The organism is Streptomyces sp. NBC_01450 (assembly GCF_036227505.1).
Classification (GTDB): domain Bacteria; phylum Actinomycetota; class Actinomycetes; order Streptomycetales; family Streptomycetaceae; genus Streptomyces.
The window spans coordinates 5,833,266-5,847,048 of the sequence record NZ_CP109480.1; the positions used below are offsets into that span (position 1 = coordinate 5,833,266).

At 70.9% G+C, this 13,783-nt stretch carries 14 protein-coding genes; 4 read left to right on the forward strand and 10 right to left on the reverse strand.

What is annotated here, in order from left to right; all coding sequences use genetic code 11:
• Nucleotides 1–29: 29 nt before the first annotated feature.
• Nucleotides 30–1,523 carry an MFS transporter gene (locus OG568_RS25930; protein WP_329533310.1) on the reverse strand — a complete coding sequence of 498 codons (1,494 nt, stop codon included), beginning with the start codon at nt 1,521–1,523 and terminating at the stop codon, nt 30–32.
• A gap of 137 nt (nt 1,524–1,660) precedes the next feature.
• Between OG568_RS25930 and OG568_RS25935 the strand changes: the two genes are divergently transcribed.
• Complete coding sequence (locus OG568_RS25935) at nt 1,661–2,131, forward strand: winged helix-turn-helix transcriptional regulator (protein WP_329533311.1); 471 nt, start codon at nt 1,661–1,663, stop codon at nt 2,129–2,131.
• A 14-nt stretch (nt 2,132–2,145) separates the two neighbouring features.
• On the opposite strand, the gene OG568_RS25940 is transcribed toward OG568_RS25935, so the two are convergent.
• The 3 genes from OG568_RS25940 to OG568_RS25950 form a co-directional block, all read right to left on the reverse strand.
• A complete protein-coding gene (locus tag OG568_RS25940; protein WP_266432518.1) occupies nt 2,146–2,670 on the reverse strand; it encodes a flavin reductase family protein in 525 nt (174 codons plus the stop codon).
• Nucleotides 2,671–2,783: 113 nt separating this feature from the next.
• Complete coding sequence (locus OG568_RS25945) at nt 2,784–4,094, reverse strand: cation:proton antiporter (protein ID WP_329533312.1); 1,311 nt, start codon at nt 4,092–4,094, stop codon at nt 2,784–2,786.
• A complete protein-coding gene (locus OG568_RS25950; RefSeq protein ID WP_329533313.1) occupies nt 4,091–4,537 on the reverse strand; it encodes a nuclear transport factor 2 family protein in 447 nt (148 codons plus the stop codon). Before OG568_RS25950 ends, OG568_RS25945 begins: the two co-directional genes overlap by 4 nt.
• 236 nt (nt 4,538–4,773) lie before the next feature.
• On the opposite strand from OG568_RS25950, the gene OG568_RS25955 reads away from it, so the two are divergent.
• The 3 genes from OG568_RS25955 to OG568_RS25965 all read left to right on the forward strand — a co-directional run bounded on the left by OG568_RS25955 (nt 4,774) and on the right by OG568_RS25965 (nt 7,509).
• A complete protein-coding gene (locus OG568_RS25955) occupies nt 4,774–5,469 on the forward strand; it encodes an antibiotic biosynthesis monooxygenase family protein (RefSeq protein ID WP_266583926.1) in 696 nt (231 codons plus the stop codon).
• A gap of 283 nt (nt 5,470–5,752) precedes the next feature.
• Nucleotides 5,753–6,706 (forward strand): aromatase/cyclase, encoded by a 954-nt coding sequence (locus OG568_RS25960; RefSeq protein WP_329533314.1) that lies wholly within the window; start codon nt 5,753–5,755, stop codon nt 6,704–6,706.
• Complete coding sequence (locus OG568_RS25965; RefSeq protein WP_329533315.1) at nt 6,703–7,509, forward strand: 4'-phosphopantetheinyl transferase family protein; 807 nt, start codon at nt 6,703–6,705, stop codon at nt 7,507–7,509. Before OG568_RS25960 ends, OG568_RS25965 begins: the two co-directional genes overlap by 4 nt.
• A 171-nt stretch (nt 7,510–7,680) precedes the next feature.
• Here the strand turns inward: OG568_RS25965 and OG568_RS25970 are convergent, their stop codons facing one another.
• The 6 genes from OG568_RS25970 to OG568_RS25995 form a co-directional block, all read right to left on the reverse strand.
• The gene (locus tag OG568_RS25970; RefSeq protein WP_329533316.1) at nt 7,681–7,953 is read right to left on the reverse strand and encodes an acyl-CoA carboxylase subunit epsilon; all 273 of its coding nucleotides are present in this window, start codon (nt 7,951–7,953) and stop codon (nt 7,681–7,683) included.
• A 14-nt stretch (nt 7,954–7,967) separates the two neighbouring features.
• Nucleotides 7,968–9,536, reverse strand: a complete 1,569-nt coding sequence (locus OG568_RS25975; RefSeq protein ID WP_443075239.1) for an acyl-CoA carboxylase subunit beta — start codon at nt 9,534–9,536, stop codon at nt 7,968–7,970.
• A 55-nt stretch (nt 9,537–9,591) separates the two neighbouring features.
• Nucleotides 9,592–9,906: an acyl carrier protein gene (locus OG568_RS25980; RefSeq protein WP_329533317.1), complete on the reverse strand. Its 315-nt coding sequence runs from the start codon at nt 9,904–9,906 to the stop codon at nt 9,592–9,594.
• A complete protein-coding gene (locus tag OG568_RS25985; RefSeq protein ID WP_329533318.1) occupies nt 9,890–11,182 on the reverse strand; it encodes an MFS transporter in 1,293 nt (430 codons plus the stop codon). Before OG568_RS25985 ends, OG568_RS25980 begins: the two co-directional genes overlap by 17 nt.
• Nucleotides 11,183–11,285: 103 nt before the next feature.
• The gene (locus tag OG568_RS25990) at nt 11,286–12,182 is read right to left on the reverse strand and encodes an alpha/beta hydrolase (protein ID WP_266434034.1); all 897 of its coding nucleotides are present in this window, start codon (nt 12,180–12,182) and stop codon (nt 11,286–11,288) included.
• 136 nt (nt 12,183–12,318) lie between these two features.
• Complete coding sequence (locus OG568_RS25995) at nt 12,319–13,782, reverse strand: FAD-dependent monooxygenase (protein ID WP_443077883.1); 1,464 nt, start codon at nt 13,780–13,782, stop codon at nt 12,319–12,321.
• Nucleotide 13,783: the final 1 nt, after the last annotated feature.

The window sequence follows — 13,783 nt, forward strand, 5'->3', positions numbered from 1 at the left end:
TCGTCCGACTTCGGTCTTCTGGTCTGCCGTCAGGCGTGCGCGGGGACGGCCGCGGACTGCTCGGAGGACCTGGTGAACGGGAGCAGCACCAGGGTCACCACGAAGGCGGCCGCGGCGAAGCAGGCACCCACGAGGAAGGCGTCGTGGAAGACGGTCGTACGGGCCTCCTGGACCAGGGCGGGAACACCGTGGGCCTTGGCCGTCAGCTCGTCGACCCGGCGGAAGGCGTAGGTCGCAGCGACCGCGAGACCGAGCGCGCCGCCGACTTCCTGGGCGGTGTTGATGAGACCGGCGGCCAGACCCGACTCGCGCTCCTCGATCCCCGCGAACGCGGAGACCTGCAGCGGGACGAAGGACATTCCGAGGCCGAGGCCCATCAGGACGAAGGCCGGCAGCACGTCCGTCAGGTAGGAGGCGTCGGACGGGGCACGCCACAGCAGCATCATGCCGGTCGCGGCGAGCGCGAGGCCGACCAGCAGGACGGGCTTGGCGGCGACCTTGGTGACGATCTGGGAGGCGACGCCGGCGCCGACGGCGGTGAGCACCGCGAGCGGCACGTACGCGAAGCCGGTCTTGACGGCCGAGTAGTCCAGGACCTGCTGCATGAAGAGGCTGGCGAAGAAGAACAGGGTGACGCAGGTGCCGAGCAGCAGGATGGCGATGCCGTTGGCGGCGCGCAGCGAGGGGCGGCGGAAGATGCCGAGCGGCATCAGCGGCTCCTTGGCGCGGCGCTCGATGACGATGAAGGAGGCGAGCAGGATCGCGGAGAGGACGAACCCGCCGATGACCCGGCCGGTCGGGACATCGGAGTCGGAGACGGTCTGACCGAGGGTGAAGATCAGCAGGACCAGGCCGGCGGTGAGGGTGACCGCACCGGCGACGTCGAAGGACTTGCTGCGCTGGGCGGAGCGGCTCTCGCCGACGACCATCGGGGCGACCAGGGCGCCGATGACGCCGATCGGGACGTTGATGAAGAAGATCCAGCGCCAGCCGGGCCCATCGGTGAGCAGACCGCCGAGGGTGACACCGGCGACGGCGGCGAGACCGCTGAGCGCGCCCCAGGCACCGAGCGCCTTGTTGCGGGCCGCGCCCTCTTCGAAGTTGTTGGTCAGCAGGCTCAGCGCGGCGGTGGCGATGAACGCGGCCCCCAGACCCTGGGCGCCGCGGGCGCCGATCAGCATCGCGGCGTTCTGCGAGACCCCGGCGAGCAGCGAGGAACCGGCGAACAGGAGCAGACCGGTCTGCAGCATCCGGCGGCGGCCGAGGGTGTCGGCGAGCCGGCCGGTCAGCAGCAGGAAGCCGCCGAGGAGCATGCCGTAGGTGGTGACGACGTACTGGAGAGCGGTGGTGGAGATGTTGAGCTCGTCCTCGATGGTCGGCAGGGCGACGTTCACGATCGACACGTCGAGGAAGGTCATGAAGCCGGCCAGGCAGAGGAAGGCCAGGATGAGGCCGGGGCGGCGGACCGGCCCTGCCTCGCCCGCCGCCTTGGCGGCGCTGTGGGTGGACTCTTGGATGGACATGTCACTCCCTAGGAGCATGAGGATTCTCGGACGGGGACGTGCAGGGAGGTACTGGCTTTGCTGGCTTCTCGGAAGCTAGCATCCTGAGTAAAGTAGGTACCTAGAGGAAAGTGACTTCCCGAAAGGTGACGGTCGGAATGAAGGACACAGCCACGCAGGGCCGTACGGCCGCGAGCGGCGCCGCCGACGCGCCCGGCACGCCGGTCGTGACCAGCCCCGAAGCCGCGCACGCGGCCGCCATCGGCCCGCAGAGGTGCCCGATCGCCCCGGTCCTCGACATCGTGTTCAGCCGCTGGACCACGCCGATCCTGTGGACGCTGAACGCCTTCGGCACCCAGCGCTTCGTGGAACTGCACCGCAACATCGGCACCATCACGCCGAAGGTGCTGACGCAGCGGCTGCGCCAGCTGGAGCGGGACGGGCTGGTGATCCGCACGTACTACCCGGAGGTGCCGCCCCGGGTGGAGTACGAGATCAGCGATCTGGGACGGACCCTGGCCCCCCTGTTCGCCTCGCTCTTCGACTGGTCGACCGGCCACCTGCCGCTGGTGGAGCAGGCGCGGCAGGCGTTCGACGAGGCGGAGGAGCAGGCAGCGGCCCGCCACTGAACCTGGTAGGTCCCTCAGCTCCATGCCGGTGTCCGCATGGAGCCCTGGAAGAAGATCAGCGGGTCCTCCTGTTCGGCTTCGGAGGGCGCGCGCAGACCGACGACCTCGCCCAGCAGGATGGTGTGGTCGCCGCCGTCGTACTCGGTGACCAGCCGGCACTCCAGATGCGCGAGCGCCTCGCTGAGCACCGGCAGGTCCAGGACGGACCTGTGGTGCGGGACCTCCTCGATCCGGGCGGTCCGCCGACCGGCGAACGCCCAGGCCACGGGCTCCTGCCGTTGTGTCAGGAAGTTCACGACGAAACCGCCGGACTCCTGGACCACGGGCAGCAGCCGGGAGTCGTCGTGCAGGCAGATGAGCACCAGCGCCGGCTCAAGGGAGACCGAGGTGAAGGAGTTCACCGTGGCGCCCGTGGCGTTGTCGCCGCTGCCCGAGGTGATGACCGTGACACCGGTGGCGAAGTGCCCGCACACGGTGCGCAGCGCGCGGCCGTCGACCGGACCGAGCTGCTCGGGGATGGCTTGCGAAACGGGGATCACGACAGCCCTCTCGTTCTCGGATACGGGGTTACGGAGTTACGCGGTTACGGAGTTCGGGGTTACCGGAGTTGCGGGGGTTGCCTGAGTTACGGGGGTGCCGGGGGCGTTCCTGATCAGGCGGCGCGCGTAGCCGGGGCCTCGGACGGCTCGGACGGCTCGGGCACGACGGCCGGCACCGGACGGCGCCTGGACAGCAGCGGACCCGCCATCGCCGTCGTGACGAGGGCCATGATCACGAGCATGGTGAACATGCGGGTGTCGAGCACGCCCAGGCTGACGGCCGCGTTGAGGATGATGAGTTCGGTCAGACCCCGGGTGTTCATCAGCAGCCCCAGGTCCTTCGACTCGCGCCAGGAGAACCCGGCCAGCCGCGCCGGAAGGATGGCGCCGACCAGCTTGCCGGTGCAGGCCACGACGATGATCGCGGCGAGCGCGACGTAGTCACCGCCGGTGAGCGAACCGAGGTCCACGCCGAGCCCGGTGACGATGAAGAAGACCGGGAGCAGCACGACGCTGACGTGGTCCATGGGCTTGCGCAGATGCTCCGCGAGGACCATGGCAGGCTCACGGGGCATCACGAACCCGAACAGGAAGGCCCCGAAGATGGCGTGGATGCCGATCCAGGTGGTCAGCCAGGCCGAGGTCAGGGCACCCGCGCACAGCACCGCGAGCAGCGCCGACCAGCGCTCGGTGGCCGCCCAGCGCCACACCAGCCGGGCCACCAGCGGCCGTACGACCAGCAGCATCCCGGCCACGTAGAGCGCGCTGTAGAGGCCGATGCGGCCGAGGTCGGAGTAGTTCCCGTTCGCCGTGACCAGAGCCGAGACATAGGCCAGCAGGCACCAGGCGAGCAGGTCGTCGATGGCGGCGCTGGCCAGCGAGAGCGAACCGGCCCGGGTGTCCAGGAGCTTGTTCTCGGTGAGGATCCGCGCCAGTACGGGGAAGGCGGTCACCGACATCGCGGTGCCGATGAAGGTGGCGAACGCGACGAAGGAGATGTGGTGTCCGGCCACCGTGGAGTGCTCGTCGTACAGGAACGGGGCCAGCGCCACACCCAGGCCGAAGGCCATCGCGATCGACGAGAGCGAGACGCCAGCGGCGAGCCGGGCGTGCGGCCTGATCAGGCGCTTCTCGAACTCCCAGCCGACCACGAACATGAACAGGATCAGACCGACCTGGGAGACCGCGGACAGCAACGGCCGCACGTCGGCGGGGAAGAGGCGCTCGGTGAGGTTCCCCGGCAACAGGCCGAGGACGCTCGGGCCGAGCAGGATGCCCGCGGTGATCTCGCCGACCACCATCGGCTGACGCAGCTTCTGCGCGAGCCTGCCGAGTGCGGCGCCGGCCACGAGCACCAGACCGATGTCGGCGAGCATGATCGCGAGTTTCATGTCCTGGGGACTGGCCGCCGCCAGAGTCGTCATTGGGGCTCCCGGGGTCGGGGCGGGGTGCCGCGGGTCCACAGCACGCGGAAGGTCAGGGAGGAGAGCCGCCATCCCTCGGCGACGCGGCGGGCTTCGCCGGTCGCGAGGGTGCCGACCTGGAACAAGGGCTCGTCCGCCGCGTCGGGGTGATGCACATGCGTCGAGACGAGGTTGGCGCGCAGCACGGCCCGCTCACCGGCGTCGTCGAGGTCGACGACCGCGGGCGAACCGAGGTGCTGGGTGGCGGCGAAGGCCGCCAGCGCGTCACGGTGGTAGCCGGCGAGTCCATCGAGGCCTTCGTGCCGGCTCATGGGGAACTCGACCAGGGCGTCCTTCGTGAAGAGCCCCCGCGCCCACGCGTCGTCGAGTTCGTCGTCGTCGAGACCGATGAGGTACCGGTCAAGGAGAGTGGATATCTCTAATATTTCCGGGCCTGGCTGCATTACCTGAGCATGGCGCCCGCGCCAATCGGCAACCAAGGCCGCTTTTCACAGCCCTGACGAAGTTGAGAAAGATCTGACACGGCCCTCAAACAATTGACAAATGAGCCGTTAATCCTGAACTGCCGAGCCTTTCACATGGGCAGATCTCCTTGCCATGCTGCATTCGTAGCTCCACTCGCACCTCCATTCGCACCTTCATTCGTACTCCCATTTCCTCGAACGGAAGAGACGAGAGAATGCCGAAGATCGCAGCCGATGGTCAGCACCTGACCGTTCTCAACCTGTTCTCGACCGACGCCGCCGAGAAGCAGGTCAAGCTGCTCGCCGCGATGCGCCAGATCGTCGACACGGCGGCCTACGAGGGCTGGATATCCAGCACGGTCCACGCCGGACAGGACAAGCCGGGAACGGCCAACTTCATCCAGTGGCGCAGCACCGAGGACCTGGAGAGCCGTTACGCCGGTGAGGAGTTCAAGCACCGCACCCTCCCGCTCTTCGGCGAGATCACCACCTCGATCCGTCTGCTCCAGAACGAGATCGTCTTCACGCAGCAGAAGCCGGAGCTGGGCGGCGTCACCGAGATCTCCCCGTCCCGCGACGACTACACGGCCATCGAGCTGTTCGGCGTACTGCCGGAGAACCAGGAGGACCTGATCGACGCCCTGGGCGAGTCCCAGACGTGGCTGGTCGACGTCCCGGGCTACCGCACCCACACGGTGCTGCGCGGCCTGCGTGCCCGCGGCATCGAGGGCAAGTTCGTCGTCGTCTACTCCCAGTGGGACAGCAAGGAGGCGTACGACGCCTTCCGCTCCGTGCCCCAGGGCGAGCGCTCCCCGGAGCGCCAGAAGGTCGACGCCCGCGTCGCCGCGCTCCAGACCTGGCAGGACGAGAACACCTACCAGGTCGTCCACACCCGCGCCGCGGGCGAGTGAGCCACCCGGTGGCGGGACGACCGGTCGGGCGGCGGCCGTCCCGCCACCGGGTCCGCACGTTGTTTCACGTGAAACACCCGCAGCAGAGGCACGCCCAACAGAAGTACGCATGGCAGAAGCACGTATGACAGATCGCGCACGGACGCGGACGCACGGGCGCGTTCCCATCCCCACTGGCTGGCCGCTGCCGGGAATCCCCCACCCGGCAGCGGCTTTTCTGTCCGTCACGTTCCCGTTCCCGTCCCGCCCCCGCGCGCCACACCAGGACGAGGAGACAGCACGCATGGAACACCCGGGCATGCGCCAAGTCGCGCACGAGATCACCATCGCGGTCCCGGTGGACACCGTCCACCGGCTGATCGCCGAGGTGGGGAACTGGCCGCGGATCTTCCCCTCGGTCATCCACGTCGAGTACGAGGAGGCTCCCGAGGGCGAGGAGCGGCTGACGATCTGGGAGACCGCACCGACCGCGGCGGGCGAACCGCGCTGCCGTCCGCTGCGCCGGATCGTCGAACCCGCCAAGCTGCGGGTGAACTTCCAGCACCTGGTCACCGCGGCCCCCGTGGCCGGCCTCGGCGGTGCCTGGCTCGTCGAAGAGCTCGGGGAGAACGCGTCCCGAGTACGGCTGCTGCACGAGTTCCGGGCCGTCGACGACGACCCCGGGGCCCTGGACCGGATCGGCGCCGAGATCGACCGGAGCGCCGTCGCGGAACTCGCGGCACTGAAGGAGAACGCGGAACGCGAACACGCCGACGCCGAGTTGACGTTCTCGTTCGAGGACACCGTCTACGTCGACGGTTCCGCGAAGGACGTGTACGCCTTCATCAACGAGGCGAACCTGTGGTCGGAGCGCCTGCCGCACGTCGCCACGGTCCGTCTGGAAGAGGACACCGTGGGGCTCCAGACCCTGGAGATGGACACCCGGGCCAAGGACGGCTCCGTCCACACCACCAAGTCCTACCGGGTGACCTTCCCCCACCAGCACATCGCCTACAAGCAGGTCACCCTGCCCGCCCTGATGACCCTGCACACCGGCCACTGGACCTTCACCGACACCGACCAGGGCGTCGCGGCCACCTCCCAGCACACCGTCACCCTCAACACCGACAACATCACCCGCATCCTCGGTGACACCGCCACCGTCGCCGACGCCCGCGCCTACATCCACACCGCCCTGTCCACCAACAGCCGCGCCACCCTCACCCACGCCAAGGCTCACGCGGAGGGCCGCCGTTGACCTCGACGGTGCGCCGGCTCGCCGTAGCGCGAGGGGAGTTGGACGTGTGGCTGCTGCCGCCGCCCGACTCGCCGCGTGACGTCCCGTACGACGAGCTCGACGCGTACGAGAGAGGTCGGGCCGACTCCTACCGTCGCCCCGACGACCGCCAGATGTATGCCGCGGCGCACGTGGGACTGCGCCGGGTCCTCGCCGGTTACACCGGCATCGAACCGAGCCGGCTCAACCTCGCCGGCGAGCGGTACAACGGCAACGGTGAACGCCACGGCCGGCCCGTGGTGCTCGGTGTGCCCGGCGGCGCCCCCCAGTTCTCGCTCTCGCACAGCCACGGCCTGGCGATCGTGGTGGTGGCGGAGTCCCGGGTGGGCGCCGACGTCCAGCGGCTGCCGTCGCCCCAGACCGCCGAGGCGTGTCTGCCGGCGCTGCATCCGGCCGAGCAGGAGGAGCTCGGGAAGATTCCCGAGCACGAACGGACCATGGCCTTCGGCCGCCTGTGGACACGGAAGGAGGCGTATCTGAAGGGGCTGGGCACCGGGCTGACCCGGGGGGCCGACCTCGACTACCTCGGTGAGGCGGGGCTTGCCGAGCGGCCGACGGGTTGGGTGGTGGGCAACCTGCCTCTGTGCTCCACCCACATCGCGGCGGTGGCGCTGGCCGGGGCGGGCGATCGGCCCGTCGCTCTTCGCGCCGTGCCCACCGCCTATCTGTACGCCCCGGACGCGGTCGAGCGGCTTGTGGAGATGGAACCGGGGCTGCGGTCGATGCTCCGGGATCCTGCCCAGCATGGGGATCTCGAACGCTGAGGTCGGACCCACCAGGGGCGCGGGGTTGTGACATTGTGCGGCTCCGCCGCGTGGGCGCGACCAGCCACAACCGGTCCGCAGATTCCCCGACGCCCTACAAGCCCAAGGGGCCGGAGAGTTCCTGTGAACTCTCCGGCCCCTTCGCCCTGTTTCTCCCCCGGAGGGCCCGGCTCAGGCCGCCGCTCGCCAGGTGCGGGGGCCGTCGAAGCCCGTGACGCGTTCGGGGCGGCGCCACAGGGCGACGACCTGGTGCTTGCGGGCCGTGTCGTCGGGCACGACGCCGGGACCCGCGGTGACGGCCATCAGGACCGCGGTCAGCGCGGCCAGCTCCTCCGGAGAGGGGCAGCCGCGCTCGATCCGGAAAAGCGGACCGGCCACGGGTTCGGGGGCGGGATCGGGATCGGGATCGGCGACGGGGACGGGGACGGGGCGCTGGACGCTCATGGTTTCCTCCCTGCTCACTGGGGCGGGTTGCCGTGCTTGCGGCGCGGCAGCTCGGCGTGCTTGGCGGCGAGCATGGCGAGCGAACGGGCCAGGACCGCCCGGGTCTCGCGCGGGTCGATGACGTCGTCGACCAGCCCACGTTCGGCGGCGTAGTAAGGGTGGACCAGCTCCTCCTTGTACTGGTCGATCTTCTCCTGACGCATCGCGTCGGGGTCGTCCGCGGCCGCGATCTCCCGCCGGAAGACCACGTTGGCGGCCCCCTCGGCGCCCATGACCGCGATCTCGTTGGTCGGCCAGGCCAGCGCGATGTCGGCACCGATGGAGCGGGAGTCCATCACGATGTACGCGCCGCCGTACGCCTTGCGCAGCACCACCGAGACCCGCGGCACGGTCGCGTTGCAGTACGCGTAGAGCAGCTTGGCTCCGCGCCGGATGATGCCGTCGTGCTCCTGGTCCACGCCCGGCAGGAAGCCGGGCACGTCGACCAGCGTGACCAGCGGGATGTTGAAGGAGTCGCAGAACTGCACGAACCGCGCGGCCTTCTCGCTCGCCTTGATGTCCAGGACACCCGCCATGGCGGCCGGCTGGTTGGCGACGATGCCGACGGTGTGGCCGTCGATCCGGGCCAGGGCGCAGACGATGTTCGGCGCCCAGCCCGCGTGCACCTCCACGTAGTCGCCGTCGTCGACGAGTTCCTCGACGACGCCCCGCATGTCGTACGAGCGGTTGCCGTCGTGCGGCACCAGGTCGAGCAGCACGTCCCCGGACCGGTCGCCCGGGTCGCCGCTGACGTGGCGCGGCGGCAGCTCGCGGTTGTTGGACGGCAGCAGCGACAGCAGATAGCGCACCTCGGCGAGGCAGCTCTCCTCGTCGTCGTGGACGAAGTGCGCCACTCCGGAGACAGCGCCGTGGACGTCGGCGCCGCCGAGCCCGTTCTGGCTGATCTCCTCGCCGGTGACCGCGCGGACCACGTCGGGCCCGGTGATGAACATCTGTGAGATGTCCCGGACGGCGAAGATGAAGTCGGTCAGGGCGGGCGAGTACGCCGCGCCGCCCGCGCACGGGCCGAGCATCACGCTGATCTGCGGGATGACACCGGAGGCCCGGGTGTTGCGCTGGAAGATGCCGCCGTACCCGGCGAGCGCGGAGACACCCTCCTGGATGCGGGCGCCCGCACCGTCGTTGAGGGACACCAGCGGCGCCCCGGCGGCGATGGCCATGTCCATGATTTTGTGGATCTTGCAGGCGTGGGCCTCGCCCAGGGCGCCGCCGAAGACCCGGAAGTCATGGGCGTAGACGAAGACCGTACGGCCCTCGACCGTGCCCCAGCCGGTGATCACACCGTCGCCGTAGGGCTTCTTCGCCTCCAGCCCGAAGCCGGTCGCCCGGTGCCGGCGCAGCGGTTCGACCTCCTGGAAACTGCCCTTGTCCAGCAGCAGTTCGATGCGCTCGTGCGCGGTCAGCTTGCCCTTGGCGTGCTGCCGTTCGGTCGCCTTCGGGTCCTGCCCGGCACGGGCGATGTCCTTGCGTTCGGCCAGCTCCATCAGCCGGCCGCCCAGTTCGATGGGTATCGCGGGCTCCATGTACGGATCTCCCATTCAAGTGGATCAAAGTGGATCAGGAGGAAAGACGGTTCGGTCAGCGGGCGAGCAACGCGGTCAGTTCGCCGACGGTGCTCTCCCGCAGCACCTCGGCGGGCACCTCGGCGTCGAGGGCGCGCCGGATCCGGCGCCCCAGGTGCAGGGCGTCGAGCGTGTCCAGGCCCTGGCCGCGCAGCGGCAGACCGGGCGAGAGCCGGTGCCCCGGCGGGACCGCGAGCAGGTACTGCAGTTCGAGGCGCAGGCAGTGGCCGATGGTGCGGGCCCGTGCGTCGGGGGTCATGGCGCGCAGCTGGACCGGGTCCGGGAGCCGGTCGAGCCAACTGCACGGTGTGTTGTCACTCAGGGGACTCATGGGGCTGCCTTTCAGGGAAAGGGCCGGGCCCGAGAGGTGCCGGTTCCGGCCGGTGGCTGGGGAGGAATCGACGTGTCCGCCCCGCGAGCAGCACCGCGAGCGCCGCCGCCGCCGAGGCGAGCCCTCCCACGTACAGGCCGGAGCGCGCACCGTGACGGACGGTGAGCCAGCCCACGAGGAGGGCGCCGAGTGGGGTGAGTCCTTGCAGGATGAGCGTGTAGAGCGCCATCACCCGGCCGCGGTAGGCGTCGTCGCTGCCCAACTGGATGCGGTGGTTGGCGGCCTGGGCGAAGTAGAGGGTGGCGAAGCCGGTCAGGAACAGCAGCACGGCCGCCCACGCGTAGGTGGGCGACCAGCCGGCCACCGTCTCGAGGATCCCGAAGGCGAGCGCCGAGGCGGTGACGGTCAGGGCGGCCGGGCGGGCGCTGCGCACGGTGGAGGCGAACGCTCCGAGCAGCGAACCGGCGGCGAACGCCGTGGTCAGCAGCCCGAACGCGGTCGCGCCCGAGTGGAAGACGGTCTTGGCGAGCAGCGGCAGGGTGAGCTGGAAGTTGAACCCGAACAGGCCGACCACGGCGACCAGCGCCAGCGGCACGAACAGGTCGGGGCGGCCGCGCACGTACCGCAGCCCGTCGACCACCTTGACCCCGCGCTCCGGCGTCGCCGTGCGCAGGAGTTCCCCCGGGCGCATCAGCCGCAGCCCGGTCACGGTGGCGAGATAGCTGGCCGCGTTGAGCAGCATGGCCGTCCCCGCGCCGACCGCGCTGATCAGCAGTCCGGCGAGGGCGGGACCCACCACGCGGGCGGTGTTGAAGTAGGCGGCGCTGAGCGCCGAGGCGTTGGGCAGCAGTTCGGGGCCGACCATCTCTCTGACGAACGCCATCCGGGTGGGCACCTCGACCGCGTTGACGGTGCCGAGGCCCAGCGCGAACAGATACAGCTGCCACAGCTGGGCGGAGCCCGCCAGGACGAGCACGGCGAGCGCCAGCGCGAGGGCGCCGGAGACCAGGTTGGCGAGGGTGAGCAGCAGCCGCTTGTCGTATCGGTCGGCGAGCCGGCCGCCGTACAGCGTGAACAGCAGCAGTGGGGTGAACTGGAGCGCGGTCACGGTGCCCAGGGCCGTGCCGGAGTCCCCCGTCAGGGAGAGCACCAGCCAGTCCTGGGCGGTGACCATCATCCAGGTGCCCGTGACCGAGACGACCTGGCCGGCCGCGAAGAGCCGGAAGTTGCGCACGGCCAGGGACCGGAAGGGCGTACGCCGGGCGCCGTCGCCCACGACCCGACTGCTCCTCGTGCCCGTCCTGCTGCTCCTTCCCGTCCTTCCCCTCCTCGCCCTCTTCGCCGTGTCCCTGGCGTCGGGCCGTGTGGTCGTCATGGCATCAGGGCGTCCTGGACGCGCCCGCGGACCGGCGCGCGAGGCATTCCTCGAAGAACGCGAACGCGCGCAGGTGGTAGGTGCGGGCGGCCCAGCCGAGGCTGATGTTGTGCCCGGCGCCGGGCTGGCGGTCGACGGCGGCGGACGGCGCCGAGGCGAAGTGCGCGGCGAGGTCGGCGACGGTGTCCTCGTCGTGGTGCCACCACAGTTCCTGCTCGGCGAACGTCAGCCGCACCGGGACCTGCACGGCCGCCGCGGCGACCGGGAACCGCCGCGGCCACTGGAGTGCCTCGGCCTGCTCGCGCGGGGGCATCGGGGCGACCAGGGTCTCCGCCTCACGGAAGGTGTTCGGCGGGTAGAAGCGCAGGGCGCCCCAGTTCCGCTTCCAGTGCCGGTGCTGGTGCGGGTCGGGGCCATGGCCCGGGTCGACCGCGTAGTCCCGGCCGAGCCCGGAGATGTCGAGCCCGAGCAGCGGCGGTACGGACGGATCCGGATCGCCGGCCTGGCAGGCGGCGTACGTCAGGGCGAGCTTGCCGCCGAAGGAGTGCGCGAGCAGGAACACCCCGGCGCCCGTCTCGGCGCGGCCGGCCAGGTGCCGCAGCGCCGCGTGCAGCGCGGCGGACTGCTCGGCCAGGGTCTGACCGCTCGGGGCGTCCGCGGCGGACAGCCCGTAGCCGGGCCGGTCGACGGCGACCATGGTGTAGCCGAGCCGGGCGCCGAGGGCCAGCAGGGAGACGTCGGGGTGGGCCTGCCCGTCGAAGTACCCGGCGCTCATCCCTCCCCCGTGCACCGCGACGACCGTGGCCCGCGGCGGCCCGGACGGCTGGGCGATCAGCGCGGAGAGCGTGACGTCACCGGCCGCCAGGGCGACGGGGCGCACACCCGGGGACATCGGGGGCATGGCCGGACCGGGTACGGACGAGGGGATGGTCTCGACCGTGGGAGCGCTCACTGGGGTACTTCCTCTCGTATGCGGGCTCTCGTATGCGTGCTCGCGCGTTCGTGCTCGCGTGCGGATCGGATGCCGGTGGTGGTGCTCAGCGGGGCTCGGGTGAGCCGAACCAGCGGTGCAGCGTCGCGCACAGCTCCGCCGAGCCGGTGTCCGCCCAGGCCACATAGCCGTCGGGACGGACCAGCACCGCGGCGGCGCCGCCGAAGGCGGCCGGGTCCTGCGGGGTGCCGGTGACGACGGTGACGCGGTCCTTCCAGCGGGCGGCCGCCTCGCGCAGCACGGAGTCGTCGGTGAGGTCGAGAAGGACGCCCTGGGCGGCGTGGAGGAGTTCGGGCGTACGGACCTCGCCGACGGCGGTGTTCAGCGCCCGCGGCGGCAACCGGCGCCCGACCAGCGAGTTCCCGAAGTCCCCGAGGTCGTAGCGGACGTCGAGATGGCTGACCACCCCGGCGAGGTGCCGCTTGACCGCGTCGAGGCCGATGAGCTCGGCGAACAGATCGCGCAGCGGCTGGGACTCGGGGCCGCCGAGGAAGACCGTGCCCTGTGCCTTGGTGTTCATCAGCAGCCGCGCGCCGACCGCGTGACGCTCGTCGTGGTAGGTGTCGAGCAGCCCCTCGGGCGCCCGTCCCTGGACGGTCGCCGCCAGCTTCCAGCCGAGGTTGACCGCGTCCTGGACACCGGTGCTCAGGCCCTGCCCGCCGGCCGGCAGGTGGATGTGCGCGGCGTCGCCGACGAGGAGCACCCGCCCGCGCCGGTACTCGGTGACCTGGCGGGTGGCGTCCGTGAAGGAGCTGACCCAGTCCGCGCCGCCGCCGGAGATGTCCTCACCCGTCAACCGCTCCCAGGCCGCGGCCACTTCGGCGAACTCCGGGGTCTCACTGCGGTCCGCCGGCGGGGTGCCGTGCTCGCACACGATGATCCGGTCCACGCCCTCCTTCAGCGGCGCGGCCATCACCATGCCGCCGGGCAGCCGCTCGCCCAGGAAGCGCGGCGGGATCTCGCAGCCGACGACATCCGCGAGGTACATGCCACGGGTGGCGGGCGTACCGGGGAAGTCGAAGCCCGCGGCCCTGCGCACCGGGCTGTGCCCGCCGTCGGCGCCCACCAGGTACGCGGCGCGCAGCGTGCGTTCGCCGTCGGGCGCGGCCACGGTGACGGTGACCCCGCTCCCGTCCTGCTCCAGCGCCAGGAACTCCCAGCCCCGCCGGATGTCGGCGCCGAGCTCACGCGCCCACTCCTCCAGTACCGCCTCCGTCTGGGACTGGGGGACGCCACGGGCCCCGAAGTGGGCGTCCTCCAGCACGGTGTAGTCGAACTGCACCCCACCGAAGTGGCCCATCGGGCTCTTCTCCAGCCCGCCGAAGCGCGGGACAAGACCGCGCTGGTCGAAGGACTCCATGGCACGGGCGGTGAACCCGAGCCCGCGCGACTGTCCGGTGGGCCGCGCCAGCCGCTCGGCGACGATGACACTCACCCCGCCCAGCCGCAGTTCCCCGGCCAGCATCAGCCCGGCCGGGCCGGCGCCGACGACGATGACGTCCGCGTCCATC